This is a genomic window from Paraburkholderia sp. MM5477-R1, from assembly GCF_050436385.1.
In the GTDB taxonomy this organism is placed as follows: Bacteria; Pseudomonadota; Gammaproteobacteria; order Burkholderiales; family Burkholderiaceae; genus Paraburkholderia; species Paraburkholderia tuberum.
In genome coordinates, this window is the sequence record NZ_JBNDMC010000006.1 from 1894325 (window position 1) to 1920051 (window position 25727).

At 60.3% G+C, this 25727-nt stretch carries 26 protein-coding genes and 1 pseudogene; 20 read left to right on the forward strand and 7 right to left on the reverse strand.

The window, feature by feature from the left end; translation table 11 throughout:
* Window positions 1-115: 115 nt before the first annotated feature.
* The 6 genes from OKW35_RS27130 to OKW35_RS27155 are packed head-to-tail and all read left to right on the forward strand — an operon-like array spanning window position 116 to window position 7236.
* A complete protein-coding gene (locus OKW35_RS27130; protein WP_429553635.1) occupies window positions 116-1255 on the forward strand; it encodes a DUF2827 family protein in 1140 nt (379 codons plus the stop codon).
* Entirely contained in the window at window positions 1252-2355 is a 1104-nt protein-coding gene (locus tag OKW35_RS27135) for a DUF2827 domain-containing protein (RefSeq protein WP_429553636.1), read from the forward strand. The genes OKW35_RS27130 and OKW35_RS27135 overlap by 4 nt, the downstream gene beginning before the upstream one ends.
* 33 nt (window positions 2356-2388) lie before the next feature.
* Window positions 2389-3525 carry a DUF2827 domain-containing protein gene (locus OKW35_RS27140; protein WP_429553637.1) on the forward strand — a complete coding sequence of 379 codons (1137 nt, stop codon included), beginning with the start codon at window positions 2389-2391 and terminating at the stop codon, window positions 3523-3525.
* 26 nt (window positions 3526-3551) lie between these two features.
* Window positions 3552-4391, forward strand: coding sequence for a peptidylprolyl isomerase (locus tag OKW35_RS27145; protein WP_429553638.1), 840 nt, complete (start codon window positions 3552-3554; stop codon window positions 4389-4391).
* Window positions 4388-6256: a tetratricopeptide repeat protein gene (locus tag OKW35_RS27150; protein ID WP_429553639.1), complete on the forward strand. Its 1869-nt coding sequence runs from the start codon at window positions 4388-4390 to the stop codon at window positions 6254-6256. Before OKW35_RS27145 ends, OKW35_RS27150 begins: the two co-directional genes overlap by 4 nt.
* The gene (locus OKW35_RS27155; protein WP_429553640.1) at window positions 6253-7236 is read left to right on the forward strand and encodes a hypothetical protein; all 984 of its coding nucleotides are present in this window, start codon (window positions 6253-6255) and stop codon (window positions 7234-7236) included. Before OKW35_RS27150 ends, OKW35_RS27155 begins: the two co-directional genes overlap by 4 nt.
* Before the next feature lie 219 nt (window positions 7237-7455).
* Here OKW35_RS27155 and OKW35_RS27160 read toward each other — a convergent pair whose 3' ends face one another.
* Window positions 7456-8007, reverse strand: a complete 552-nt coding sequence (locus OKW35_RS27160) for a hypothetical protein (protein WP_429553641.1) — start codon at window positions 8005-8007, stop codon at window positions 7456-7458.
* A 174-nt stretch (window positions 8008-8181) separates the two neighbouring features.
* Window positions 8182-9594 carry a DHA2 family efflux MFS transporter permease subunit gene (locus OKW35_RS27165; RefSeq protein WP_184060289.1) on the reverse strand — a complete coding sequence of 471 codons (1413 nt, stop codon included), beginning with the start codon at window positions 9592-9594 and terminating at the stop codon, window positions 8182-8184.
* Between the two features lie 592 nt (window positions 9595-10186).
* Between OKW35_RS27165 and OKW35_RS27170 the strand changes: the two genes are divergently transcribed.
* The 13 genes from OKW35_RS27170 to OKW35_RS27230 all read left to right on the forward strand — a co-directional run bounded on the left by OKW35_RS27170 (window position 10187) and on the right by OKW35_RS27230 (window position 20064).
* Window positions 10187-11059, forward strand: a complete 873-nt coding sequence (locus OKW35_RS27170) for an FAD binding domain-containing protein (RefSeq protein ID WP_429402997.1) — start codon at window positions 10187-10189, stop codon at window positions 11057-11059.
* A gap of 7 nt (window positions 11060-11066) precedes the next feature.
* Entirely contained in the window at window positions 11067-11555 is a 489-nt protein-coding gene (locus tag OKW35_RS27175; RefSeq protein ID WP_429353603.1) for a (2Fe-2S)-binding protein, read from the forward strand.
* Window positions 11548-13902, forward strand: coding sequence for a xanthine dehydrogenase family protein molybdopterin-binding subunit (locus tag OKW35_RS27180; RefSeq protein WP_429553642.1), 2355 nt, complete (start codon window positions 11548-11550; stop codon window positions 13900-13902). The genes OKW35_RS27175 and OKW35_RS27180 overlap by 8 nt, the downstream gene beginning before the upstream one ends.
* Before the next feature lie 14 nt (window positions 13903-13916).
* Window positions 13917-14798 carry an NAD(P)-dependent oxidoreductase gene (locus OKW35_RS27185; protein ID WP_429353605.1) on the forward strand — a complete coding sequence of 294 codons (882 nt, stop codon included), beginning with the start codon at window positions 13917-13919 and terminating at the stop codon, window positions 14796-14798.
* Between the two features lie 9 nt (window positions 14799-14807).
* Complete coding sequence (locus OKW35_RS27190) at window positions 14808-15257, forward strand: CoxG family protein (protein WP_429353606.1); 450 nt, start codon at window positions 14808-14810, stop codon at window positions 15255-15257.
* 44 nt (window positions 15258-15301) lie between these two features.
* Complete coding sequence (locus OKW35_RS27195) at window positions 15302-15613, forward strand: NIPSNAP family protein (RefSeq protein WP_184059833.1); 312 nt, start codon at window positions 15302-15304, stop codon at window positions 15611-15613.
* 110 nt (window positions 15614-15723) lie between these two features.
* Window positions 15724-16578, forward strand: a complete 855-nt coding sequence (locus tag OKW35_RS27200; RefSeq protein WP_429553643.1) for an SDR family NAD(P)-dependent oxidoreductase — start codon at window positions 15724-15726, stop codon at window positions 16576-16578.
* Window positions 16524-16994, forward strand: a complete 471-nt coding sequence (locus tag OKW35_RS27205; RefSeq protein ID WP_429553644.1) for an SMP-30/gluconolactonase/LRE family protein — start codon at window positions 16524-16526, stop codon at window positions 16992-16994. Before OKW35_RS27200 ends, OKW35_RS27205 begins: the two co-directional genes overlap by 55 nt.
* A gap of 209 nt (window positions 16995-17203) precedes the next feature.
* Window positions 17204-17512, forward strand: coding sequence for a putative quinol monooxygenase (locus tag OKW35_RS27210; RefSeq protein ID WP_429553645.1), 309 nt, complete (start codon window positions 17204-17206; stop codon window positions 17510-17512).
* A gap of 410 nt (window positions 17513-17922) precedes the next feature.
* Window positions 17923-18495: a TetR/AcrR family transcriptional regulator gene (locus tag OKW35_RS27215; RefSeq protein ID WP_429509994.1), complete on the forward strand. Its 573-nt coding sequence runs from the start codon at window positions 17923-17925 to the stop codon at window positions 18493-18495.
* A gap of 112 nt (window positions 18496-18607) precedes the next feature.
* Window positions 18608-18886, forward strand: a complete 279-nt coding sequence (locus OKW35_RS27220) for a hypothetical protein (RefSeq protein WP_429492187.1) — start codon at window positions 18608-18610, stop codon at window positions 18884-18886.
* A gap of 20 nt (window positions 18887-18906) precedes the next feature.
* Window positions 18907-19107 carry a hypothetical protein gene (locus OKW35_RS27225; protein WP_429553646.1) on the forward strand — a complete coding sequence of 67 codons (201 nt, stop codon included), beginning with the start codon at window positions 18907-18909 and terminating at the stop codon, window positions 19105-19107.
* 210 nt (window positions 19108-19317) lie between these two features.
* Complete coding sequence (locus tag OKW35_RS27230) at window positions 19318-20064, forward strand: GntR family transcriptional regulator (RefSeq protein WP_429553647.1); 747 nt, start codon at window positions 19318-19320, stop codon at window positions 20062-20064.
* 233 nt (window positions 20065-20297) lie between these two features.
* Here the strand turns inward: OKW35_RS27230 and OKW35_RS27235 are convergent.
* From OKW35_RS27235 to OKW35_RS27255, 5 genes and pseudogenes are all read right to left on the reverse strand, one after another.
* Window positions 20298-20606, reverse strand: a pseudogene (locus OKW35_RS27235) (DUF3772 domain-containing protein); the annotation flags it as partial.
* 36 nt (window positions 20607-20642) lie between these two features.
* Window positions 20643-21029, reverse strand: a complete 387-nt coding sequence (locus OKW35_RS27240) for a nuclear transport factor 2 family protein (protein WP_429553648.1) — start codon at window positions 21027-21029, stop codon at window positions 20643-20645.
* A gap of 75 nt (window positions 21030-21104) precedes the next feature.
* Window positions 21105-22451 (reverse strand): MFS transporter, encoded by a 1347-nt coding sequence (locus OKW35_RS27245; RefSeq protein WP_429553649.1) that lies wholly within the window; start codon window positions 22449-22451, stop codon window positions 21105-21107.
* A gap of 90 nt (window positions 22452-22541) precedes the next feature.
* The gene (locus tag OKW35_RS27250) at window positions 22542-24074 is read right to left on the reverse strand and encodes a bifunctional 3-(3-hydroxy-phenyl)propionate/3-hydroxycinnamic acid hydroxylase (RefSeq protein ID WP_429553650.1); all 1533 of its coding nucleotides are present in this window, start codon (window positions 24072-24074) and stop codon (window positions 22542-22544) included.
* A gap of 56 nt (window positions 24075-24130) precedes the next feature.
* Entirely contained in the window at window positions 24131-24982 is an 852-nt protein-coding gene (locus tag OKW35_RS27255) for a fumarylacetoacetate hydrolase family protein (RefSeq protein ID WP_429553651.1), read from the reverse strand.
* A gap of 146 nt (window positions 24983-25128) precedes the next feature.
* Here OKW35_RS27255 and OKW35_RS27260 point away from each other — a divergent pair, with 146 nt between their 5' ends.
* Window positions 25129-25695 carry a VOC family protein gene (locus tag OKW35_RS27260; protein ID WP_184059845.1) on the forward strand — a complete coding sequence of 189 codons (567 nt, stop codon included), beginning with the start codon at window positions 25129-25131 and terminating at the stop codon, window positions 25693-25695.
* Window positions 25696-25727: the final 32 nt, after the last annotated feature.

A 25727-nucleotide genomic window follows, 5' to 3' on the forward strand; every position in this document is an offset into this window, starting at 1 on the left:
CGCAAATGCGCTGTTCGCGCGAGCGTTCGAATGAACAACGACGCTCGCGCATAAAAAGAAATGAGCACGCTTTAGCGCGAAAGGACCGACAGACTAAAAAGAGGGAAAACGGGAAATGAAGATCGGGATTTCTGTGCTCACGCACGCGGGGCAGAGCATATGGGAAAACGGGTTAGGGCAGAACATCTTTTACTTTGTGCAACTGCTGCGGGAGTTGCCTTTTGTGACAGATATTGTGCTTCTGAACTGCGGCGATCAGCCGTGTTTGCCGCCAGAAGCCGAAGCACTTGCAAACGGCGTGCCGCTCGTCGCCCCGCGTGAGCTGGCCGAACTGCCGGATGTGATTTTCGAAATGGGCGGGGGCCTCGATGTCGAATGGCTCGACTACGCTCGCGCGCGCGGTTCGAAAGTTGTCTTTTTCTGCTGCGGTCAGCCGTATGTGGGCTTGATCGAACCAAGCGTTTTCAAACGTGACGGCTATTTCTCGCGCGCCACACGTTGCGATGAAATCTGGATTCTCGGCAAGGATCGTGCGTTGATTCCGATGATGCGCACGCTGCATCGCTGTCCGGTTGTCGAAGTGCCGTTTCTGTGGGACAGCACATTTATCGAGCAGCGAATCACGGCTGTCGAAAAAGCCGGACTCAAGTTCGGCTACGAATCGCGGCCTGCCCTTGGCGAGCCGATACGTCGCAGTCTGAGCGCGGCCGTGTTTGAGCCGAACATTTCAGTCGTCAAATGCTGCGTGATTCCAATGTTGATCGCTGAAGCAGCCTTCCGCGCGGAACCGGATGCCGTCACATCCCTGCACGTCTTGAACAGCGTGAAGATGCAGGATCATCCGTCGTTCTCCTTTCTGCTCGGCTCGATGGATTTGAACCGGAAGGAGCGTGTGCGGCTCGATGGCCGGCACGATTTCGCCGGTTTCATGAGTCAGCATGCCGATGCCGTGATCGCGCATCAATGGCAGAACGACCAGAACATTTTGTACCTCGATGCGCTGTACGGTGGGTATCCGCTTATCCACAATTCGCCGTGGCTCGAAAGATACGGCTACTACTATCCGGATTCAGACATCGAAGCCGGCGCGGCGCAGCTTCTTCGCGCCCGCTCACACGACGCGCACCACAAATATTACCTGCAGCGTTCGCGCAGCTTCCTCGCGTCGCTGTCACCACATGCACCGCCCAACGCTTCAGCGTACGCGCGGCTGCTGCTCGCCCTGACTGCCAGAAAGGCGGGGGTGGCAGTATGAAAAAGCTAAAGGTCGGCGTGACCATTTATCTGCGTCAAGGCCAGCAGTCCATTTGGGAAAACGGCATTTTTCAGAACTGCTATTTCCTGGCGATGCTGCTCAAGCATTCGCCCAACGTCGAAGCCGCGTACCTGGTCAACGGCGGCGACGGCGATCCGGCAGCAGCAGCGCAATTTCTCGAATTCGCACCTGTGCCCGTGATCGACCTCGATACGGCGCGAGAAAAGCTCGACGTGATTGTCGAACTGAGCGCGCAGCTTAATCCGGATTGGGCGCGCAGTTTCTGCGAGAAAGGTCGTCATGTCATCGGCATGCGCGTAGCAAATGATTACGTGATCGACATAGAGCGAATGATGTTCGGTCTGCCACATGGAATGCTCGTGTCAGGCACGCCCTACAGTGCAATCTGGACGTTGCCTGGGTTCGAAAAAACCTGCGCGAGCTATTACGAAACGGCACTGCGTGCGCCAGTGAAGGCGATGCAACACCTGTGGAGCCCTGCGCTTGTTGAGCGTGCGGCAAATGGTGCGTTCGGATACAAGCCGGGTCGGTCGAATTGGCGGCTCGCCGTGCTCGAACCGAATATCTGCATGGTAAAAACGTCGCATATTCCGATGCTACTCGCAGACCTTGCGCATCGGCAGCAACCGGGCCTGATCGACTACGCGCGTTTCTTCAACACGATGCATCTGAAAAATGATGCGCAGTTCGTCGGTTTTGCTCGCAGCCTCGATCTCGTCACGCAGGGCCGCGCGACATTCGAGCCGCGTTTGCCGGTTCACGAGATTCTCACGCGGCAAGCGGACGCCATCGTTTCGCACACGTGGGAGAACACGCAGAACTACGTCTATTACGAAGCGCTGCACGGCGGTTATCCGCTGATCCACAACTCGGATTTGTTGGGCGGCTGCGGCTATCGGTACGGGGATTTCGATTGCGAAGGGGGAGCCCTCGCGCTGCGTGAAGCGTTCGCCGTTCACGACGCAAGCCTCGATGACTACAGGGCGAGAGCACAGGCATTTCTCGCGACGCTCGATCCGCTTGCGCCCGCAAATATCGAACAGTACAGCGCGGCAATCGCGGCGGTCGTCACTGCCTGAACCGTTTGACCTTATAAAAAGTAGGAGGGAAGTATGAATCGAAAATTACGAATCGGTATCACGATTGGGCTTCACCACGAAGCTGAAAGTCTGTGGGTCAACGGCATCAAGCAGAACGCGCTGTATCTGGCGAAGCTGTTTCGGCATTCGCCGCTGCGTCACGAGGTAACGCTCGTCAACACAACGAACGTGGCCGTTACTTCCGCGCTGCCGTGGGATTTGAACCGCTTCCCGACACGTGCGTTCGCGGATGCAAAAGACAGTCTCGATGTGTTGATCGAGCTGGGCGGCCAGATCAGCAACGAGCAGACGGCCTATCTCAAAACACGTGGTACGAAGATCGTTAGCTACTGCTGCGGGCCTGAATGCGTGCAGATGACTGAGGCGATGATTTTCGGGCGGCGTCTGACCGATCACGTTTTCATCAACCAGAACTATGACCAGGTTTGGGTGATTCCGCAGGTGATGGAGACAAGCGCAGGCTTTCTCGGCGTGCTGCGGCGTCATAAAGTCGTCCCTGTGCCTTTCGTGTGGGACTCGATGTGCCTCAACATGCGTACGAAAGAAATGCCGTTCGCGGGCGAATACAGGCCGGGTAAGGGGCCTGCACGCATATCGATCATGGAACCGAATATCGACGTGCTGAAGTTCTGCCTGAATCCGCTGCTGATTGCAGAAAGTGCATATCGGCAGGTTGGCGAAAAACTCGGCTACGTACACGTGACGAACGCTGAACATCTGGCGCGCTCGTGTCCTGAATTTATCGGCATCGCGCATTACCTGGACCTGGTGCGCGACAGCAAGGTCAGCTTCGTTGGCCGTCATGATACGCCGCAATTTCTGGCTGAGCACACGGACATCGTCGTGTCGCATCAATGGGGCCTCGCGCTGAACTATTTCTATTTCGATGCGGCCTGGAACGGATATGCGCTCGTGCATAACGCGCATCTGTGCAAGGAAGTCGGGTACTTCTATCCGGAAAGCGATCTGGATGCAGGTACGCAGCAGCTTGTGCACGCGATCAAAAACCATAACGGCAATTGGGAAACGTATCGCGCCCGTCAGCGCGCAGCGATCAAACCTTTCCTTGCCACGCACGAACCGCTTATTGCCCGTTACGACGAATTGCTCGCGGCGCTAGTCGCGGCCTACCCAGAAAACCACACGTGAAAAAAACACAGATGAGGAAAACACACATGCAAAACGTACGTACTCCGCGCGTGACGGGTTTGATGGTTCTGGCAATCGTCGCGGCTGGACTTCACGTGCCGACGGCGCTCGCAGCTTCTGATGATGCCGTGGCGACGGTCAACGGCGTGGCCGTGCATCGCCTCGAATTAGAGGAAGCGATGACAGGCCGTCCCGAAACGATGCGACCGGAAATTCTGCAGGGGCTCGTTGCGCGTGAATTGCTGCGTCAGGCAGCGGAGCGCGAAGGCTTGGGCAACACGGAACCGGTTCGCGCCGCAATGCAGAAAGCGAAAATCGATACCGAAAATCGGCTGTACGTTGCGCGGCATCTGTCTGCTGAACCGGTCACGGATGCCGAGGTGCGCCAACGCTATAACGAAATCATCAGCGAACTTGGGCCGTATCAGTATCAGGTAAGCCAGATGGTGTTTGCCGATGAGCCGACAGCACGATTCGCATTGATGCTGCTTCAGAGCGGCGATTCGTTTGATCAGGTCGCTGCACGCACGCAGGCGAGTGCTGCGCAAACGGCATGGGTCAGCTTCAACACTCCGATCACAGAAGGTCACACGCAAGGTGTGCCGGTGCCGCTCGCGCATGTTATCGCGACGTTGAAGACCGGCGAAATCACGCGCACGCCTGTTCGCGTCGGCGACAGCTTTATCGTTGCGCGCCTCAATGATCGACGCGCTACGGTGGTTCCGTCTTATGACGAAGCGCGCGAACCGATGCGCAAAGCGATGCAGGGCAAAAAGAACGATGACGCTTTTGCAGGGCTGATTGGTCGGCTTGCGGAGAAATCGGCCATCCGTCCGCAACAGACTTTCCGGAGCGCATCGAAATGACGCTGACACAAGTGACGGGGAAGCAAGTGACGGACGCGCAAATGAAATGGCTCGGCGATGTCGAAAATAAAATCACGCGCAGCGATCTGATTGGCGCGTCACGACTGCTCGATGCGCAGCGCGCGATGGAGTCGGATGAGCCGATAGTGTTGATCGCGTGCAGCCGCTTGATGATTCTGCGTGGGCGGCTCGTGCAAGCACGGCAACTGCTCGATAAGGCGCTCAGCATCAAACCGGACAATGTAGATGCGCTTGTCGAACGTGCGCGCGTGGCGATCAGGCTCGGCAACGATGCCGATGCGCAGGAATGGTTTCAGCGCGCGTGGAATACCGGCGCACGCGGCGACGTGTGGCTCATCGACTGGTTCGATTCTTCATCGCGCATGGGGCGGGGCGATGACGCCATCAATATCGCGATCACTCTTTGTGAGCATTTCGGCGCCGATGCCGGGAACTGGTTTCGCCTCGGGCTCGCGTATCAGCAGACGCGACGCCATGCGCAGGCGCTCGATGCATACCAGAAGGCCCTCAGCCTGAACACGAAATTGCCGATGCTGCGCAACAACCTCGGCGCTGCCTATCTCGAATTGAATCGGTACGACGAGGCGCGTCAGCTTTTCGAAGCGACACTTGCTGAAGACGCGGATCACGCCTTGGCGTGGACAAATCTTGCGTCTGTGCTGCTCAAAACCGGCAAGCTCAATGACAGCCTGGTTGCAGCCGAACGGGCATGCGCGCTCGCGCCGAATCTCGTCAGCGCGTTGCAGACATATTCGTACGTGCTGCGCGAGTTGCAACAGTTCTCCGGCGCACTCGAAATCGCGCAGCGGGCGCTGAGCTTCAATCCGGAAAATCCTTCGCTGATCTGGACTATCGCCATGCTGCAATTGCTGCTCGGCGACTACGAAAACGGCTGGCGAAATCACGAGGCGCGCTGGAGCGGTTCGCCGGAACTGCGTGATGTCGTGCCGAATATCCCCGCGCCACGTTGGAACGGCGAAGCGCTGAAGGGTAAAACGATTTTCGTTTGGGGCGAGCAGGGGCACGGCGATGCATTGCAGTTTGTGCGTTTTGTCCCGGCTGTCGCTGAATTCGTGGAACAGCAGGGCGGCAAGCTGGTTTATTGCTGTTTCAGCAGTCTGCAAATGCTTTTTGCACGCAGCCTCGGTGATGAAGTGCCGACAATCATTCCGCACGACCAGCGTCCGCTGCCGCATTTCGATTTTCATTTGCCCGTGGGCAGTCTGCCTTTTCTACTCGGCGTGACGCTCAACGATTTGCCCGACGAACCGTATCTGAAAGCCGATCCGCAGAAGGTCCAGACGTGGAGCAAGTATCTGCCGAACGACCGGAAATTGCGTGTTGGCCTCGTGTGGAGCGGCAGCAAAACCCATCAGCGCAACGGACTGCGTTCGGTTGATCCGCTGAATTACGCACGCGCCTTTGCAGGCATGAGCCATGTCACGTTCGTGAATCTGCAGATGGACGCGGAAACGGACGTGCAGCATCTGCGCGGCGCGGGCCTGACTGTCGCAAATCCGGCTGCGGAATTGTCATCGTTTGACGACACAGCAGCAGTCGTCAGCGGCCTCGATCTCGTCATCACTGTGTGCACGTCGATTGCGCATCTGGCGGGCGGCCTGGGCGTCCCTACGTGGGTCCTGCTCGACGTTAATCCGCATTGGGTCTGGATGACGGAGCGCACGGATAGTCCGTGGTACGCAAACACGCGCCTTTACCGCCAATCCACATACGGCGACTGGACGCCTGTTTTCGAAGCGCTGACGCGCGATCTTGCCGTGCTCGCGCTCAGTCACGAAACGCAGGTTGAGCAAACAGAAAACGCAACGGGGAGCCTGCATTGAAACGGATCAATCTTTCCACCGCACTGGGTGCGTGCGCTGACGATATCGTTCGTGAAAAAATCGCGATGAAAGTCGGATTGCCTGCGCCCGCAATCGCGGACGTTTTCAGCCGTGCCGGATCGATTCTGATTGCCGCGCTTGCTGCGCGATCATCGGAAGGGCGCGAGGAAACTGTCATGGTATTCGGCGCGTTGATGTCGCGCGATATCAACCCGCGCATTGACGACGAGTGCGCAAAGCTGGTCGATACGACCGGTCAACTGAAAGAGCTTGAACACGCGGGCTTCACGTTCGTGGCTCGCGCGACCGGCAGAGATGCGAGCGTGCTGAGTGATCACGTCGCCACGCAAATTGGCGTACCGGCGCAGGCTACGTGCGCATTGACATGCATTTGCGCCGCGATTCTCGGCGGATTAATCAAACATCACGTGCTGATCGAGCAGGCCGATATTTCGGAATTGCCGGGGCTGTTCGCGTCGCAGCTTGCGACGATTGCGGACCATCTGAACGAAGGATCGATAGATGCGCTCGGCTACCTGCAACCAGATGTGCAGGTTTTTCTCGACAGGGTATCGGTGCGGCTCGCGGTTGTAGCTGCGGACTTCGAACCGCAGCGGCCACGCGTCAGCGCAGAAGCAAAACCGGCGCAGCAACTGGCGCAAATTCCGTCGCACAACCGCTTCGAAGCCGGAAAGGTATTCGTCAACGATATCCGCTTCACGAGCACGATCAAACCGTCTTCATCAATTGCCGCAGCACTCGCTGCTGCGAAAGACGAAAAACCGCGACCACGGCGCACGTGGAAAGTGTTCGCGCTGACTACGGCGTCGGTACTGATCGCGGCTTTCGCGTGGGCGAAATTCTATCACTGGCCGGAAGTCGTTTCCTTCGTGAATCAGCTGGCAAATTCGACGCAGCACGGTAGTTCGGGGGTATCCGGTCCTGTCTCGTCAGGCGTGCGCGTCGCGAGCAGCAAGTAATTTTTTAATCAAGGTTTGGCCCTCCTGTCCCGGCGACCCTCGTAAAGCCGGGGCATTTTCGGTCGGCGAGGTTTGTTCGCCTCGCCGACTCTTTTTTGGATCAATCGTCAGGCGTCTGTTCTCCAGGCTCCTGCAATCTTTTTGGTGGTTTGGCGCGCTCGATTAGCTGGCGCAGCCAGGATAGGCCGTATGCATCGACTTTTGCCCACTGTGAGGCGGTCAGCCGGATCGAACGCTGAACGAGTTTCCGCTCAGCAGGAAGCGGCGGTCTTCCGCCTTGGTTTTTTGGTTTGGAACCTCGATCGATCTTTCGTCCATTGAAGCCAACATGCTTTGGCATCTCCCGAGACTGCTTCGGAAGGCAAAACCAACACCGACAGACCGTAGCTGATCCGGGCGCCTGTCCCGCCGCCAAAAAATAGCAGGTAGCCGCTCGCGAATCAGATGACGCCCTGCCTTTTCTATGGCCTGCGCCGCTTCGCTGGCATCACGCGGCAAGCCTCCCGACAGGACACGGAAACACGCAGAGCAATGTCCGTCGACATCAGAACGATATCGGTCAATTACCTCATGCTGATCCAGCAACCGCTTTAGCAAAGCCGTTGCTTCCTCGCCGAACTGAGTGAGAGCCTGTTGAGTCGATTCCTCGCCGAATATGTGGGTCAGACGCGTGATATCCGCAATCCTGACGCTGACTACGGCGGTTATTTCCGTCATTGAAGGCAACCCCGTCGTATTCTTCTTACGCTTTTCGAAAAATGGTTCTGCCAAACTCGCTCGGGACCTTCCGGAAAGCTGATCGCATCCCTCCACATTACTGCGTAGCGCCGACCTGGCGCAGCGTGAGATGCGCAGCGGTGAGCGGCGTACCCGGGTTATTCTGCACGGACTCTCTCTGTTTAATTTGGATCGGTAGCCGTCAATGCGCTCGATACAATTTCCGCACTACTGCGATGCGGCTTGCGCATGGCCGCTAACCTCGCAGCCGGCGTCGGGTTCGATGCCGATAAAGTAGAGTATGGAGATCAGTACCAACGCCGCGACAAGCAGAAACGCGACCCGGAAGTCAGCGAGCGAAAGCTGCGCGTGGCCGCCATGTATCAGGACTGCAGCATGCAGCGCGATCGCACCGAATGCGATGCCTAGACCGATGGTCATCTGCTGGACCATGCTGAAAAACGTGCTCGCCGAACTCATCCGCGCTGGCGGCACATCCGCGAATGCGAGCGTGTTGATGCTGGTGAACTGCATCGATCGGCATAGCCCGCCGATCAGCAGCACCAGCATGATCAGCGTGCGTGGCGTGTCCGGCGAGAGTAGGGCGCACAGGGCGATGGTGGCGGCAGTGAGCAGGCCATTCACGATCATTACCTTGCGAAAACCAAAGCGCTTGAGAATGGGCGTGGTGACGGTCTTCATGGCCAGATTGCCGGCCGCGTAAGCGAGCACGAGCAAACCGGCGGCGAACGCGTTCAGCCCGAAACCGAGTTGGAAGAACAGCGGCAACAGGAAGGGCGAAACGCTGACCGAGACGACATACAACGAACCTCCTTCGAGGGTCACGCGAAAGGTCGGGATTCGCCACGGCGCAAGATCGATCAGCGGATGTTCGGCACGCCGGAAATGCCGTACCGCGAAGGCCGCGGCGGCCACGCCACCCGTCAGGGCCGCGACCGTGATGTGCCAGTCGCCATGTGGTTGCCCAACGAGTTCCATGCCATACATGAGGCAGGTTAGCGCGACTCCGCTAAGCACGAATCCGGGCACATCGAACGGCCGGCGGCTGGATTCGCGGTAGTTCGGAATGAAGGTGGCGGTCAGCGCCAGACCCAGCAGACCGATCGGTACGTTCAGCAAAAAGATCCACCGCCAGCTGAAATAGGTCGAGATAAAGCCGCCCAGCGCTGGACCCAGCACCGGTGCGGCCAACCCGGGCCAGGTAATGTAGGCGATCGAGCGCATCAGATGACGCTTCTCAGTGCTGCGCAGCACCGCGAGCCGGCCTACCGGCACCATCATTGCACCGCCGAGTCCCTGCAGGATCCGCGCGACTGTGAATTCGACGAGACCGTTGCTGAGTCCGCAAAGTATCGAGGCGCCCGTGAACACGACGATGGCGCTACCGAACACAGAGCGTTGCCCAAAGCGATCCGCCACCCAGCCGCTGATCGGGATGAAAACCGCGAGCGCGAGCAGATAGGCGGTCATGCCGATACTCAACCTCACGGGCGTGACGCCGAACGTAGCGGCCATGTGGGGCAGCGCTGTCGCAATCACCGTAGCGTCCAGGTTCTCCATGAAATAGGCACTGGCGACGATCAACGCGATGATGACCGATTGACGGCTTGACAAAGACATGAGCGGAGAACCGATACGGGTTGAGTGGCAGACTCGCAAACGCCCTGGCGCGGGTATTTGCCGATGCCGGTAGTCACAGATGAAGCTCGCTTCGCGATGGCACTGACATAGTGCATGGCTAGACCGGGAGCATGGCGACACCGGTTCATGCTTGCGGACGATGTACTCTATCAAATCATAAATCGTCATGTGAAGACGTATTTGAAAAACCCGTTCACAAGGGAGGGGCATGAAGGCAGGGATGGCGCCGATCAAACGGCCGATAAAAAAACGCCACATCGCGATTTCCCTTACAAACAGGCAAATACACGAGCTTGCATGCTGGATCGACGTCGAGCCTGTTCATGGAAATGTAGTCGTCAATTGACGATTTAATTTATCGGCGATATCCTCGTTGCCAATGCGATGGCTGAAGCAGTAGCTATCCAACGGGGTGAACAGCGCCGCACGCGCGGCTGGAGCGACTCATGAGCAGCGTCAAGCGAATCGGGAATGGCCGACGTCGATTGCCTCGGTTACCGGCGGGCGGGGGCTGTCGCGGGTTGCCGGTCTTCGCCCGGAATTGCGGCCGGAGTCCGCGGGCGCAACGCGTATGAAGCCCACCGCATTTTCGTATCACCGGCCGAGCACGCTCGACGACGCGCTGTCGCTTCTTGCTCTTCACGGTTTTGACGCCAAGCTGATCGCCGGAGGACAAAGCCTCGCGCCGATGATGAATATGCGCTTCGCGCAACCGGCGCACCTGGTCGATCTGAATGCGCTGCCTCAACTCAAGGGCGTCACGCTTGAACCCGATACGCTAGCGGTCGGCGCCATGACGCGCCATCACGAGCTGGCCACCAGCAACACAGTACGCGCTGCTTGCCCGCTACTGGCTGAAGCGGCGGCAACGATCGGACATTACGCCATCCGACAGCGCGGGACACTCGGCGGCAGTCTCGCGCATGCGGACCCCGCGGCGCAATTACCGCTCATTGCGAGCACGCTAGGCGCACGCATCGAGATTGTCGGGCCGGCCGGCAGCCGGGAGGTGTCGGCGGCACAGTTTCTGATCGCGGTGATGACCACCGATCTGGCGGTTGACGAAATCATTCGCACGGTGCGCTTTCCGACGGCGTTGTCCGGCGAGCGGCATGCCTTCGAAGCATTTAGCCGACGGCACGGCGATTTCGCGATCGCGGCTTGCGCTGTCACCGCCGTGCTCGCGGATGACAGGTTCGCCTCGTTGCGGATCGGCGTAGGCGGTGTGGCAGATGTGCCGCTGGTGCTTGACGACCTCGCTGCGGGATTCGTCGGCGAAACGGCCGATGCGCCGAGCGTCGGCAGGATTGCCGAGGCAGTCGCAAACGCCGTCGAGGTGCACGATCAGCCAGGTATTAGCGCCGCGTATCGGCGCGATCTCGTCAAGGCGCTCATCGCGCGAGCATTGCAGCGGATAACCGCCGGCGTTACGCAACCCGATTAGGCCGTTCATGGAAAAGACAGCAATTTATCTGAGTGTGAACGGTGCGCGCCATGATGTGCATTGCGAGCCTCGCAAGCTATTGTCCGATGTGCTGCGGGAAGATTGCCGGCTGACGGGCACGCATGTCGGATGCGAGCACGGGGTGTGCGGCGCATGCACCGTGTTGATCGATGGCCGCCCGGCACGCTCATGTCTGGCTTACGCCGTGCAGATGGATGAAGCGCAGATCACGACCATCGAGGCGGTAGCGCAAGACGGTCGTCTGTCGCCGCTCCAACAGGCGCTGCATGAGTGCCACGGTCTGCAGTGCGGTTTCTGCACGGCCGGCATCGTCATGACATTTGAAGCGTACCTGCGCGAGAACCCGTGGCCATCCGAGGCCCAGGTGCGCGAGGTGCTGTCGGGCAATCTGTGCCGCTGTACCGGATATCAGAACATCGTGCGGGCGATCCTGCTCGCGGCCGAGCGGATGCGCGCGGAGACGGTCGATGGCTGAGCAGACGTTTCGTTATTTCAACAAAGCGACGCCTCGCACCGAAGACTATCGGCTGCTGACCGGCTATGGCCGGTATCTCGACGACATCGAGATACCCGGTGTCCTTCACGTGTGCTTTGTTCGCTCGCCGCACGCGCATGCGCGGATCGTCTCCATCGATATTCACGGCGCCGCCGCAATGCCCGGCATCGTAACCGTCATCACGGGCGTGGAACTCGCGCAGTGGACTACACCGTTCCGTGTCGCACCACCCGTCGAAGGACTGAAGCCCGTCGAATTTGCGACGATGCCAGTGGACATAGTGCGTTTTCAGGGCGATCTTGTGGCTTGCGTCGTCGCGACGGATCGGTACCTCGCTGAAGACGCCGCCGAGCAGGTGCTCGTCGAGTTCGAACCGCTGCCCGTGGTGACAGACATGTGGCAGGCGCTCGCACCCAACGCGGCGCAAGTCGACCCGGCCGTGCCAGGCAACCTGGTCTCGCACCAGACCTACGTGCATGGCGACCCTGAGCGCGCCAACAGCCGGGCCTTCCGGATAGTCGAAGCGACCTTCCAGCAGCAGCGCCAGACCCATGTGCCGATCGAAACCCGCGGCTGTGCAGCGGTCTGGGACGCCGGACGGAACCACCTGACGTTCCATATTGGAACGCAGGTGCCACATCCTTTGCGCACTCAACTGGTGCAGCGCCTCAAGCTCGACGAGTCTCAGGTGACCGTGATTTCGCCCGATGTCGGTGGAGCGTTCGGACAGAAAATCGCCTTGTACCGCGAAGAGTTGACGGTTGCTGCGCTGGCTCGCCAATTGAAACGGCCCGTGCGCTGGCGTGAGGATCGCCTCGAGAACCTGACGGCCGCCGCCAATTCGCGTGAGGACTTCTGCCGCACCCGCGCAGCGGTCGATGAGCGCGGCACGCTGCTCGCTCTCGAACTCGAACTCCGCGAAGACTTTGGCGCCTATTGCTTCTTTCCTGCCAACTATCTGGCGCGCGTCGTTGCGATGATCCTGAGCGGACCGTACCGGCTGCAGGACTACGCTTTCGATGTGAAGGTCGTGCTCAGTCATAAATGTGGCAATGCACCGATGCGCGCGCCGATGTCCATCACCAGCTGGGTGATGGACGGCACGCTGGATGCAATCGCGCGGGAACTGGCACTCGACCCGGTCGAGGTACGCCGGCGCAACCTGCTGAGTCCGGCAGAACTGCCGTACCGCACTGCTACGGGAGAATGTCTGGACGACATCACGCCGACCCAGACGTTCGAGGCCTTGCTGTCGGCGCTCGACTACGCGGGCTTTCGCGAGCGCCAGCAGGCGGCGCTCGCAACTGGCCATTACCTGGGGCTTGGCCTGTGCAACGTGGTCGAACCGACCACGTATGGTTCGCGCTTCTATAAGGCCGCGGGAATTCCCGGTTCGGGGCACGAAGCAAGCTGGATCCGTATCGAACCAGGCGGGGTGGTGAACGCGTCGGTCGGTCTAGGGCCCAGCGGCCAGGGCTATGAGAGCGCGATGGCCAACGCGGTGGCGGAGGGCCTGGGCGTGCCGCCGTCGAGCGTGCGCATTCATATGGGCCACACTGATATCGCACCATACGGTATGGGCAGTCGTGGCGCCCGCAGCGGCACGGCAGGCGGCGGCGCGCTTTACCTGTGCGCACTCGACGCACGCCGCAAGGTTCTCGCGATCGCCGCCGGTTGCCTTGGTTTGCCTGACGAGCAGTCGCTGCGCCTGATCGACGCGAGAATCGAGCGTCGTCGCGCGGACGAGTGGATCGACACGGGGTTGACGCTCGCCGACGTCGCCCGCCGTGCGTATCTGGATCCCACCGCGTTGCCGCAAGGTTTGACGCCGGGCCTCGAATTTCACCTGACTTACGACCCTCCGGCCATGACCTATTCGAATGCGGCTCATGGATGCGAGATCGAGGTGGACGTCTTGACCGGCGCAATCCGCATCGCGCGTTACGTCGTCGCCGAAGACTGCGGCACGCTGCTCAATCCCACCGTGGTGGAAGGGCAGCAGCATGGCGCCGTGGCGATGGGACTGTCGGGCGCGCTGTTCGAGCAGATGCGTTACGACGACTCAGGACAGAACGTGACCGGCTCACTCGCCGACTACCTGATCGCTACTTCAACTGAATTGCCCAACTTCGAGATCATCCCGCTGCATACGCCTGGCAAGTCGACGGCGGCCGGCATCAAGGGGATGGCCGAAGGCGGGGTGATGGGAGCGATCGGCGCATTGACCAACGCGGTCAATGATGCGCTGGCGCCATTTGGCGTCGTTGCCGACCGTCATCCACTGACTCCCATGCTATTGCGCGACTTGCTGCGCGACAAACTCTGAACGGACCAACCATCATGAATCAATCTACAGGCAAACCCGCGATTGGCTTTATCGGCCTTGGCATCATGGGTTTCTCGATGGCCTCGCGGCTAGCCGCCGCCGGCTATCCGCTGCATGTCTATAACCGTACGCGTGCGAAGGCTGAGCCGCTCATCGAGGCCGGCGCGACATGGCAAGCGACCCCGCGGGCGCTCGCCGAAGTATCGGACGTCGTGTTCACGATTGTCGGCACCCCCGCGGACGTCCGCACACTCTATCTGGGCGACGACGGTCTGGTCGCGCATGCGCGGCGCGATGCGGTGCTGGTCGACATGACGACGTCGAGTCCAAAACTGGCCGAAGAGTTGGCCGCGCTCGCCGCTGAGCGCGGGGTGCACATGCTGGATGCGCCGGTATCGGGCGGCGACATCGGTGCGCGCGAAGGGCGCCTGTCGATCATGGTCGGCGGCGCACGCGCTGTGCTCGCACGCGTGGAACCGATGTTGCGCTGCCTCGGCACCAACATCGTCCTGCAAGGCGGCCCGGGTGCGGGTCAGCACACGAAGCTGTGCAATCAGATCGTCATTGCATCGACAATGGTGGGCGTGTGCGAAGGGCTCGCCTATGCGCACAGCGCCGGGCTGGATGCCGACACCGTATTGAGCGCGATTGGCGGAGGCGCGGCGGGTGGATTCCAGCTGAACAACCTGGGGCCGCGCATTGCCAAGGGCGATTTTGCACCCGGTTTCTTCATCGAGCATTTCATCAAGGACATGCGGATTGCGCACGAGGAAGCGCGGAGCATGGGACGTGAATTGCCGGGTCTGGAACTGGTGCGCGTAATGTACCAGGAGTTGGCCGAGCGGGGCTGCGCGCGCAACGGCACGCAGGCGCTGTTCAAACTCTACGAGCGCTGAGCGGCGGCGATGAAGCTGACAGATCAAACCATCCTGCCCGTGCCCCCTGAAGCCGCATGGCGCGCATTGAACGATCCCGTAGTACTCGAAGCATGCCTGCCTGGCTGCAAAGCGCTGAAGAGACTCGACGACCTGCATTTCGAATCGACCGTGCAGATTCGCGTCGGCCCGATGGCGGCGACCTTCAAAAGCAACGTCGAATTGTCGGATCTCGATCCGCCCAGGGCCTATACGATTGCCGGTATGGGCAGTGCAGGTGCGCTGGGCTTTGCCAAAGTCACTGCGCGCCTGCAACTTGAAGCGCAAGGCAATACGACCGTGCTGGTGTACGACGCTGACGTCGAGATTGGCGGGAAGCTGATGAGCGTGGGGTCGCGCCTGATTCAGTCCGCCGCGAGCAAGAATCTCGATGAGTTCTTCAGCGCGCTGAAGGCGCATGTCGAAAGCCACGCGGTCTGACGACGGTGTGCTGCGAGAGAGTACCGATCGAAACAGAGGGAACCATGTTGGTAGAAATGCGTACATATCAGATTACGGCGGGAAAGACAGGCGAGTTCCTGGACATCTACGAGCGCGAAGGGCTTGGCATCATCAGTCAGTACGCCCGGCTCAAGGGTTGCTGGACGAAGGACTCAGGCACGTTGAACTCGATCGTGTTCTGCTGGGGTTACGAGGACTACGCGCATCGGGCAGCGCAGCGCGCGAAACTCGCAGCCGATCCACGCTGGCAAGCTTTCACGCCGCGCATCCTGCCGTATCTCGTCCATCAGGAATCGGTGTTTCTGTCGCCAGTGCCGTTTTGCCCGATGGACTGAGGTGAGTGACGAATTTCCCGGCCGCGCGACCTATCGACGTACCTGCCGTTTGGCGGTCTGCTTGTGAGGTGCCGGGCTGACGTTTTATGACGAATCAGAAAGGACTATTGATGACACACTTTACTTTCACTCCCGGAGCCGTCGCCGTCGTGACAGGCGGTGCTGCCGGCATTGGACTCGCTGCTGCGAAGCGGTTCGCGCAGCTCGGGCTTCGCGTGTGCATTGCGGATCTGGGTGAGGACCGCCTGGCGCATGCGATGCAGGCGATTGCCAGCGTGGCTGCTGAAGGCGCGAAGGAGGTACTGGTCGTCGAGACGGACGTCAGCCGCATCGAAGACCTGGTCCGCCTCGAAGCAGCCGTTCGGGATCGCTTCGGCGGCACGGATATCCTCATGAACAATGCGGGGATTCAACCGGGTAGCGCCATGTTCGGCGCGGCCGCTAACTGGGAGCGGGTGCTCGACGTCAACCTATGGGGTGTCATTCGTGGCACTCGGACCTTCGTGCCCGCGATGATCGCGCGCGGACGCCCGGGGCTCGTCATTAACACCGGTTCGAAGCAGGGCATCACGACGCCGCCCGGCGACCCGGCTTATAACGTCTCCAAGGCCGGCCTGAAGGCGTTTACCGAAGCACTGCAGCACGAGTTGCGCAATACGCCGGGCTGCCGGATCAGCGCGCATTTGCTGATCCCTGGCTTTGTGTTTACGGAGCTTGCCGCTCAAGGTCGTACCGAGAAACCGGCCGCCGCCTGGACGCCCGAGCAGACTGTCGATTTCATGATCGAGCGACTGGGTGCCGGCGATTTCTACATTCTGTGCCCCGACAACGATGTGCCTCGCTCCCTCGACGAGCGACGCATCCTTTGGGCTGCGGGAGACATTGTAGAGAATCGCCCGGCGCTATCGCGTTGGCATCCGGACTACGAGCAGGCGTTCGCAGCGTATATCCGGAAGAACGACTGACTTGCCTGGACCCGCGCTCCGGCGAAGCAGAGATCGTCGCTGGCGACATCGCCAATCCGAACGGCCTTTGTTTTTCGCCGGATGAAAGCCGCCTCTACATTGTCGAGTCCGGATCCACGCCAAGACGCGTCCGGGCGTACGACGTCGAGGATGGCCGACGCCTCGTCAACGGCCGCATCTTTGTCGACGGCGGCGAGCACGGCGCGCCGGATGGCTTCCGCTGCGACACCGACGGCAACCTGTGGGCCGGCTGGGGTACAGGACCGACATTGAACGGCGTGATGGTGTTCGCACCGGACGGCGAGGCCATCGGCCGCATCGCGCTGCCTGAACGCTGTGCGAACCTGTGCTTTGGCGGCGCTCGCCGCGCCACCGCCGCGAGGGTGAGTAAGCTCTATTGTCCGCGGATGGGGTGACGCCAGGCTGACCTCCGCATTACGCCGCTGTCATGTTCAGATAGGCAAGAGCGTGCTGAGCGTCGCGATGTAGTGACGGATCGAATCGCTGACGAGCCACGTCGGAAGTGCGGTCTGAACTCGATGAGGCTCTTTCAGCAAACGTACGCAAACGCGGCTATGATTTCACGCGGCGATCGGCGCCGAAACAGAAAAGGAGAAGTACCCGGATGATCCATGTCATTGCCACAATCACCGCACAGCCCGGTCAACGCGAAGCCGTGCTGGCACTTTTCAACAAGAACCGGCCGGCGGTGTTGGCCGAAGAGGGGTGCGTCAGCTACGAGGCCGTCATCGACGTACCTGAGTTCGGGACGATTCAGACACCGCTCGGCAAGGACACGTTCGCTGTCATCGAGCGCTGGGAAAGCGCGCAAGCGTTGAGGGCGCACGGGGCCTCCGCGCATATGGCCGAATATGGACACAATACGCGCCCGTTGCTCGTGAGCCGCGTCATCAACGTGCTTCAGGCTTGCTAAAGAGAGCGTTCGTGGCGACCCGCCATCGGCTGGGCGGGATTCGATGCCAATGCGGGCGCCGTCACGCCGACTCCCATCACGATGCCTCCGTGGCAACGCGGACATGGACGAACATCCGGTTCCAGGTTAGTTGGCAGCAGCAAGGACGACGCTCGCTTCGCAACGGCTGAGATAATGCGAGGGTCACGCAGGGCAGCGCGGGACTGCCGCCCACGCCCGGGGCGTATACTTTATCAAAACGTAAATCGTCAGGTGATGATAACAGCTATGATCCGAGAGCGCAGGGAGCTATGAAGACCAAAGGGACTATCGAGAAGCCGAGCCGTGGAACCGGCGCCGACCGCGTGGCGGTCAAGCGGCCGATGAAAAAAGCGCCGCAGCGTTTGCCGCGTGCCGAGCGTCAGGCGCGCGTGCTGGAGAAGGCCGCGGAATATTTCGCGGAGCATGGTCTCGGCGCACAGACCCGCGCCATCGCGGAAGCCTGCGGCGTATCGCAACGCTTGTTATATAGCCTGTTCCCGAGCAAGGCCGCTTTGATTGATGAAGTCTACAAGCGGGAAGTCGTCGGAATCTTCGACGCAATCTGGTTTGTTCAATTGCAAGACCGAAGTGTGCCGATTGAAAGCCGACTCAACCGCTTTTATTGCGAGTACTATGACACGCTCCTGACGCGCCGCTGGCTGAGGCTCTTCCTTTATTCGTCGCTCGAGGGCCTGCACACGGCGCCGGCCTATACGAACGCGATCGTCAGCCATGCGCTCGAGATCATCGTCACGGAGACCGCGTATGAACTGGGTCTACGCATGCCCGCCGACCCGGCTCAACTGGGCGAAGTGGGTTGGCTGTTACATGGCGCCGTGTCTCATCTGGCGATTCGCCGCCGCATCTATTCGAATGAAAACAGCATGCCCGCCGAAGCGGTGATTGCCATGCACGTGCGCGCCTTCCTGACGAGCCTGCCGAGCCTGCTGCCTGCGCTGTAAGCGCATTGCGAGTCGGCGCCGGGCGGCTCGCCGGTGTTATCGCTGCGATCGTCCGAGTCGTCTCCAGCGCAACTCGTCAGGTGACGATATAAACCTACGAAATTGAACTGCGTTGCCGCGCAGGCGCCGTGGCGGTTGCTCATTTCAACTTGCGGCGGATTATGACGAGGCGGCAAAGCCGCTTGCCGCCGTCTACGCGCAGCGCACCGACATCACCGCAGCCGAGCGCGCTATCTATTCGCGCGTGATCGAGGCGGGCAACAAGGCCACGCCGTTTATCGACGAGGTGATTGCACGGCAAACCTCCGGCGACACCGAAGGGGCACGCGGAGCGAAATCCATGACGCGCGTCAGCAGCAAGCGCTTCAGATCGGCGAGGTCCGCGAGATGATCGCAAGCCTGGAGCACGGCATGCAACAGAACGTCGCGCTCGTCCAGCAATCGGGCGCCGCCGTGGACGCCTTGAACCGGCAAGCACGAAACCTCCTGGGAGCGGTCAATCTTTTCTCCGTTGGGTCCGAACGCGGCTCGGAACTGAAATCGCCCAACCCACAGCAGCGCGATGCCACTGCGCGCAACCCGGCGCTTTCGCTCGCCAGCAGCTACTCGTGAGCGCGTGGCGGCATAACCCGATTTTCAATTCAATCGAAATCGTCCGCGCTGCAGGCGCGCGGACATCGATACGTTTCTGTCGGCTGTAAAGGCGTATTTCGCTCGCGGCTGATGTCCGTGCGATGCCGGTTTTTTCATCGCGTGTTGACATGGCGCGTGCGGGTCGGACAATAATCTCAGCCCCGACACTCGCCAACTCAGGTTCCAAGCGTGAACGACATCACCGGCATTCCCCCCTCGCGGGCTGATCATGTCTATGTCAGTGTCCGCGAAGATATCTTCGATATGCGCCTGCTGCCCGGCGACCGCGTGACGGAAGGCAGCATCGCCGAGCGCTTCGGCGTGTCCCGCACGCCTGCGCGCGAGGCCTTGCAGCGCCTGCAAAGTGACGGCCTGATGCGCGGCTATGTGCGCGGCGGCTGGGAAGTCGTGCCGGTCGATTTCAAACGCTTCGAAGACCTGTACGAAATGCGCAAGCTGATTGAAACCTTTGCGGTCTCGAAGCTTGCGAGTGCCGGAGGAGAGCTCTCCGAAGGCGTCGCACAGATGCTCGATCAGCTCGAACAAATCTGGAAGATCCCGCCTGCTCACCGTCGGCGTGACGGCCGCGAGATGGTCGCGCTCGACGAAGCATTTTATCACGCCCTCGTGCAGGCCGCCGATAACGCCGAGCTGACCAATGCGATGCGGCGCGTGACCGATCGCATCCGGGTCGTGCGGCGGCTCGATCTCGTGTATGGCGACTGCATCGACGAAACCTACGACGAACATGTCGCGATCCTCGATGCGATTCGTTGTCGCGAAACGGATCGTAGCGTTGCGTTGATCGCGCGCCATATCGAGGGTAGCCGCGTTGCGGTGCGCACCTTGACGGGCGAGCGCCTGCAACGCGCACGCACTGCAATGGGGCCGAATGCGGTCCCCTATGCATCACCCAGGTTGCGGGGCACCAGGTAGTGACATCGCCGCGCGTACCGAGCCGTGCGAAACCCTATCTGGCGCGCATGAGCGGGCGACTCGCGTGCTGGCATGCTTCTCGCGTTAGTGATCGACGATCTGCAGTCCGAGAAGCATTACTAGTCCGAGCGGACCGCGTGAGTTGGACGCACTATGCCGCCGGATTTTTCGACGAAAACGCGCTGATCCCGCCTGGTTTCTTGACCTCCGGCTCGTTCCTGCTCCGGGGGACGCTAGACCGATAAGCTGGTTGTGGCAAAGGCGGCGCGACTCTGGTCATGCAGATTCCCGACCATAACGGTTTGCGGCTTCGACAGTGGGATCTTCGCCGCACGTAATCGCTTGAGGATTTCGAACAGCAGATCGCTCTTGATATCCCCTGTGATCCGGGGGCTGCGGACATAACCGGTGACGCTCAGCGTAATGCCGTCGGGCGTCAGTTGACTGAACATGACGGATGGCGCCGGATGGTCGAGAATCGACGGGTGCGCCTGATAGGCACGCAGCATAAGTTCGCGAACCTGTTCAGGATCGGTGTCCAGGCTTCCCCGAGATGGACGGCAAGATAGGGATCTGCGTCAATCCGGCAAGCGCCCGGAATGGAGATGCAGCAGTTTCCAGCCGCCCTCGCTTTTGACCCAGATTTCAGTTATGAGCGCGCGAATGTTGAGCTCAGATCCATCGGTCCTGCGCACCAGGGATTGTTCGAGATGGCCCGTCGTGATCACGGTGTCTGGCAGGAACCTATACGCGAGCGGTTGCGGACGCACGATTTGACGCACCTTGATCTTCTCGGTAAGGAAGGACAGATACTCCGACTTGCCGTGAACGTAGCCAGCTGAATGGACGAACGTCAGATCGTCGTCGAGTAGCGACGCGAGTTTGTGCAGGTCTCCAGCCACCGTGGCGTCGCAGCGCTGTTGTTCCAGCGCCTCGACGGCGGCCTGAATGGATGCATCTTTCATCGTAAACCTCCCGAAAATACTGCATGGATACCTCTTGTCGGAGACGGTGCCGGCCGCATCGTCGCTCGATTCGGCTCAACGCAACAGTTCGCCGCTCAGTCCATCTGTCTTCGAAGGCGACCCGGCCCGAGACTTTCCCGTCGGCAACCCATAGCTCGCAAGCAGCGCGACCGTGCATGCGGCGATGACATACCAGGCTGGCGCTGCCAAGGAGCCGGTCATGCGAATCAGCATGGTCGCCAGCAAGGGCGCAAAGCCGCTGAATACGACAACGGCCAGGTTGTAAGCCAGCGCGATTCCGCTGAATCTGACCTGGAGAGGGAATTGGTCGGCGAGCACCGACGCCCATGTCCCGCTTGCCAGTGAAAAAACCAAGCCGGCAAGCACAAACAGCACCACCGGATTGACGGTGTGACTCGCCAGCGCTTCATAGAACGGGTAGCTCAATGCGATCAGCAGCGCCGCTGACGCTCGAAGCAGGTACCGGCGTGGAATCTTGTCCCCGAGCCAGCCTGCGGCGAGGAGGCCGAGGGAACTGACGATCAGATAAGCGTTCTGGGCAATTGCCGCGGTCCGTGGTGCATAGTGCAACTGCTGGACGAGGTAGGCGGGCATGTGGCCATAAAGTATGCCGTTGACGCCGGCCATCACGGCGATCGCCAGTGCCCCCGTCACGACCGCTTTGCCATGACGTCGCAAGGTCTCGCGAAACGGCTGTTTGACGACAGCCCCTTGCATCTTCTTGAACTCGGGCGACTCGTCCAGATTACGGCGCATCAGGTAGGAAGCGATCCCGCAAACGCCGCCGAAAAGAAACGCGATCCGCCAGCCATACGCCGCCGCGTCCGTGGCGGACAGGTAGGTCTGGATGCCGAGGTTGACGAATGTGGCCAGCAAAACACCCAGGTTCACCGCGCAGATAATGATGCCCGCGGCGAGCCCCGCCCGATGCGGCGCGGCTTCCACTGCATAGGTAATCGCGCCGGGCATTTCTCCGCCGACGCAAAAACCCTGAAGCATGCGCAGCAGGATCAACAGGATCGATGCGGTCATGCCCCAGCTCTGAAAGTTGGGCAGCAGACCAAGACAGATCGTCGCGGTCGTGACCACAATGATTGAGCCGAGAAACACTGGACGCCGGCCATACCGGTCGCCCCAGCTACTGAGCACAATTCCGCCGAGCGGTCGAATCACGTACCCGATTGCGAGCACGGAGAAAGTAGCCAGCATGCTGACCAGCGACGACGAGTTCGGGAAAAACTGGGCCGCGATGTTATGGGCAAAAAAGCCGTAGACGATGAAATCGTAAAACTCCAGCGAGCCGCCAAGGCTTGCGATGAGAATCATTTTCCACTGCGACGGGGACAAGCCGGATGGCTGTGAACGGTCGGCGCCGCCGACCGGGTTGTGGGATATTCCCATGACTCCTCCAATTTGATTATCGGATTCTTTGTCCGATGGTCTATGTGCGTCGACCGCGAGACATCTCGCGTGACAACGGGGGTTGCGGGCTCACATGGCCACAGCACCTTCGGTTTGCAAGCCGGGTACGGCGTGGTGCAGAAGGTTTTGCAAGGATTCACCGTCCTGCGCGACGCCGTACACATACCGGTCGGGGCGTACAAGCACCGCTGGAGCGTTGATCGACTCCAACCACTCGCGAACAGCCGCTCCATCGCTGGCCACAATCCCGACGCCCGCTTGCGCAGCGCTATTGGCGACGTCGGGGCATTCACGGAGCAATTCGGGTCGCGCAAGCAGCGCAAACCGATAGCCGACCACGTCGTCCACGAGTTGTCCGTCCAGCAGGCGGGGTTGCGGTGCAATATGCCCGGCCACGCCCGATGGTTCATCGATCCATGCGCCCGGGCCAAGCCTGGGTTGTGGGGTCACAAAATTGCGAATCGCTGCGCTCATTTCTTCATCACGGACTTCGGCCAGGTCTGACCTCGTCGTTTGAATGACTGAGCCGAGCTGTACCGCCGTTTCGATAAATAAGCGCACGTGCGGCGAGCGTTCGGATTCGTAGCTGTCGAGGAGGGTATCGGGCGCTTCGCCATGAATGACGGCACCAAGCTTCCACGCGAGATTCGACGCGTCGCGAATGCCGGCTCCCATTCCCTGGCCCATAAAGGGTGGCGTCTGATGCGCGGCATCGCCTGCAAGCAGGAGTCGGCCACGGCGCCAACCGTTCGCCACGACCGAGTGAAATGTATATATGGCAGAACGTTCGAGGCGCGCATCGGCCGGAGAAATCCAGCGAGCGAGTTTGTCCCACAGCCATTCGGGGGACGTGAGTTGCGTCACATCATCACCGGGCATCACCATGATTTCCCAGCGGCGCCGATTTCCGGGACCACGCGTGTAAGTGGTCGGGCGCGCCGGGTCGCAGTATTGGACCGAGTAGTCGCCAAGATCGGGCCGCGGTGCATCGAGCAATACGTCGACCACAACCCAGCGTTCATGCGATTTCAGATCGCTCAATTCGGTGCCCATGAAGCGTCGGGCAATCGAGCGCGCACCGTCGCAGCCGACTACATATCGCGCGGTGGTACGTCCAAGTTTGCCGCAGCACGTATCCTCGAAGCGCAACTGGACGCCATCGCTCGCCTCGTCAAGCGCGAACACTTCGTGGCGCAACCGGACGTCAACGCTCGATTGCTGCGCAAGACGCTCGCGTAACGCATTCTCGAGATCGGGCTGATGGAACTTGTAACTCGCACTCCACCCCTGTGGTCCGATACAGGTTGGCCGTTGCCAGTCGATCAGCAACTTGCCTTCCCTGTTCACGAATTTCATGCCGGGACCCACGAACAGCTTGGGTAGCAGCTTGTCGGTTAAACCGAGGGTTTGGAACACGCGCATGCATTCACCGTCGAAATGCACCGCGCGAGGAAGCGCGAAAATCTCCTTGTCTCGCTCCAGCACCAGCACCCGCAAGCCTTCGATTGCCAGCAGGTTCGCGAGCGTCGCCCCGGTGGGCCCGAGACCGATAACGGCCACGTCGTAGTCGCACGCGTGCGTCGAAATAGTTTTCTCTAACATGTCTTGTTCCGCCAGATAAGACGCCGAGCGCACACGAACGCGCCCGGCTACGACTTTTACGCTTCGTCGGCGATTGGATTGGACAGAACGCCGATCCGATCAACCTCCACTTCCGCCACGTCGCCGGCCTTCATGAACAGCGGCGGATTGCGCTTCGCGCCGACGCCGCCAGGCGTGCCGGTCACGATCACGTCTCCCGGAGAGAGCGGGGTGAACGTCGACAGGTAGGCAATCTGTTTGGCAATGCCGTGAATCAGCATCTGCGTCGTCGCGCGTTGCACTTCCTGTCCATTCAGGCGGGTGACGAGCGTCATCACCGCGTTGGGTTCGATCTCGTCGCTCGTCACCATCCACGGTCCGAACGCGCCGGTGCGATAGAAATTTTTGCCCGGGCCCCACTGGCCCGTATGAAGCTGCCAGTCGCGCACTGAACCGTCGTTGTAGCAGGCGTAGCCAGCGATGTGATTCCACGCGTCGGCCTCGGCGATGCGTCGTCCACCGCGCCCGATGATGACGGCAATCTCACCCTCATAGTCGAACTTCTGCGACTCAGGCGGACGCAGCATCGGCTGGCCATGGCCAACCTGGGAAGCCGGCACCCGCATGAAGATGACCGGATGCTCGGTGGTTTCGCGGTCGGTTTCCTTGACGTGGTCTGCGTAGTTGAGTCCCACGCAAAAGATTTGTTCGGGGTTCGGGATCACAGGCAGCAGCGTGACTTCCGACAGCGGGTAGTCGCCCTGCGTGCCATCGGCGGCCTGTGCGGCCTCGCGGAATGCGTCGGCGGCAATCAGTGCCTTCAGATCGGCATAGCGGCCGCCGAGACGTTTGCCAAGGTCGAACACGGTTTCGTCGCGAACGATGCCGAACGATGAGCCAAGGTGGGTGGAGAAGCTGGCGAGTTTCATTGATGCTCCGGATAGATAAAAAGTAGATTGGATCAACGCCTGGATTCGTAAAAAACCGTGCATTTATCTTATGGTGAGAATAGACTAACTTTAGCAAATGTCACAACGTGTTTTTTGCTAGGGTTTATCACTACTTGGAGACAGGCATGAACGGTATGAAGAAAGCGAGGGCAGGGCTGTCGCTCAGTCACATGGGCTTCTATGTGAGCGACATGGCGCGCGTGGAGGACTTTTATACGCGGGTGATGGAATTCACCGTGACGGATCGGGGTTCGCTGCAGACGCCGCACGGCGCTGTGCAGTTGGTATTCTTGAGCCGCGATCCCGCGGTGCATCACCAGATCGTGCTCGCGAGCGGCCGCCCCGAGCACTTGGCGTTCAATCCGATCAACCAGATTTCGTTCACAGCTGACAGCCTTGCCACGTTGAGGCGGTTTCATCGGCAGTTCATTGCGGAAGGCCTGCAGGAAATCAACCCCGTCACCCACGGCAATTCGGTTTCGATCTATGCGCGCGATCCCGAGGGCAATCGCCTCGAGCTCTACATCGACACGCCGTGGTACGTCGACCAGCCGATGCGGGTGCCGGTGGACTTCGGCTTGCCCGATGCTGAACTGATGGCGGCTGTCGAACGCCACGCAAGAACGCTATCGGGATTCAGGCCGCGAAGTGTCTGGCAAACCGAAATGGCCGAGCGCATGGGGCTTGCATAAGCGTGGCGCTGCGTGGCTCGCGTGCGACTGTT

Excerpts from the sequence above, each read along its gene's own strand:
- OKW35_RS27140 (WP_429553637.1), top strand. The coding sequence starts at position 2,389 with ATGAATCGAAAATTACGAATCGGTATCACGATTGGGCTTCACCACGAA.
- OKW35_RS27195 (WP_184059833.1), top strand. The coding sequence starts at position 15,302 with ATGTTGGTAGAAATGCGTACATATCAGATTACGGCGGGAAAGACAGGC.
- OKW35_RS27180 (WP_429553642.1), top strand. The coding sequence starts at position 11,548 with ATGGCTGAGCAGACGTTTCGTTATTTCAACAAAGCGACGCCTCGCACC.
- OKW35_RS27245 (WP_429553649.1), bottom strand. The coding sequence starts at position 22,451 with ATGGGAATATCCCACAACCCGGTCGGCGGCGCCGACCGTTCACAGCCA.
- OKW35_RS27200 (WP_429553643.1), top strand. The coding sequence starts at position 15,724 with ATGACACACTTTACTTTCACTCCCGGAGCCGTCGCCGTCGTGACAGGC.
- OKW35_RS27130 (WP_429553635.1), top strand. The coding sequence starts at position 116 with ATGAAGATCGGGATTTCTGTGCTCACGCACGCGGGGCAGAGCATATGG.
- OKW35_RS27135 (WP_429553636.1), top strand. The coding sequence starts at position 1,252 with ATGAAAAAGCTAAAGGTCGGCGTGACCATTTATCTGCGTCAAGGCCAG.
- OKW35_RS27170 (WP_429402997.1), top strand. The coding sequence starts at position 10,187 with ATGAAGCCCACCGCATTTTCGTATCACCGGCCGAGCACGCTCGACGAC.
- OKW35_RS27260 (WP_184059845.1), top strand. The coding sequence starts at position 25,129 with ATGAACGGTATGAAGAAAGCGAGGGCAGGGCTGTCGCTCAGTCACATG.
- OKW35_RS27210 (WP_429553645.1), top strand. The coding sequence starts at position 17,204 with ATGATCCATGTCATTGCCACAATCACCGCACAGCCCGGTCAACGCGAA.
- OKW35_RS27190 (WP_429353606.1), top strand. The coding sequence starts at position 14,808 with ATGAAGCTGACAGATCAAACCATCCTGCCCGTGCCCCCTGAAGCCGCA.
- OKW35_RS27255 (WP_429553651.1), bottom strand. The coding sequence starts at position 24,982 with ATGAAACTCGCCAGCTTCTCCACCCACCTTGGCTCATCGTTCGGCATC.
- OKW35_RS27225 (WP_429553646.1), top strand. The coding sequence starts at position 18,907 with ATGCAACAGAACGTCGCGCTCGTCCAGCAATCGGGCGCCGCCGTGGAC.
- OKW35_RS27185 (WP_429353605.1), top strand. The coding sequence starts at position 13,917 with ATGAATCAATCTACAGGCAAACCCGCGATTGGCTTTATCGGCCTTGGC.
- OKW35_RS27250 (WP_429553650.1), bottom strand. The coding sequence starts at position 24,074 with ATGTTAGAGAAAACTATTTCGACGCACGCGTGCGACTACGACGTGGCC.
- OKW35_RS27175 (WP_429353603.1), top strand. The coding sequence starts at position 11,067 with ATGGAAAAGACAGCAATTTATCTGAGTGTGAACGGTGCGCGCCATGAT.
- OKW35_RS27150 (WP_429553639.1), top strand. The coding sequence starts at position 4,388 with ATGACGCTGACACAAGTGACGGGGAAGCAAGTGACGGACGCGCAAATG.
- OKW35_RS27240 (WP_429553648.1), bottom strand. The coding sequence starts at position 21,029 with ATGAAAGATGCATCCATTCAGGCCGCCGTCGAGGCGCTGGAACAACAG.
- OKW35_RS27165 (WP_184060289.1), bottom strand. The coding sequence starts at position 9,594 with ATGTCTTTGTCAAGCCGTCAATCGGTCATCATCGCGTTGATCGTCGCC.
- OKW35_RS27145 (WP_429553638.1), top strand. The coding sequence starts at position 3,552 with ATGCAAAACGTACGTACTCCGCGCGTGACGGGTTTGATGGTTCTGGCA.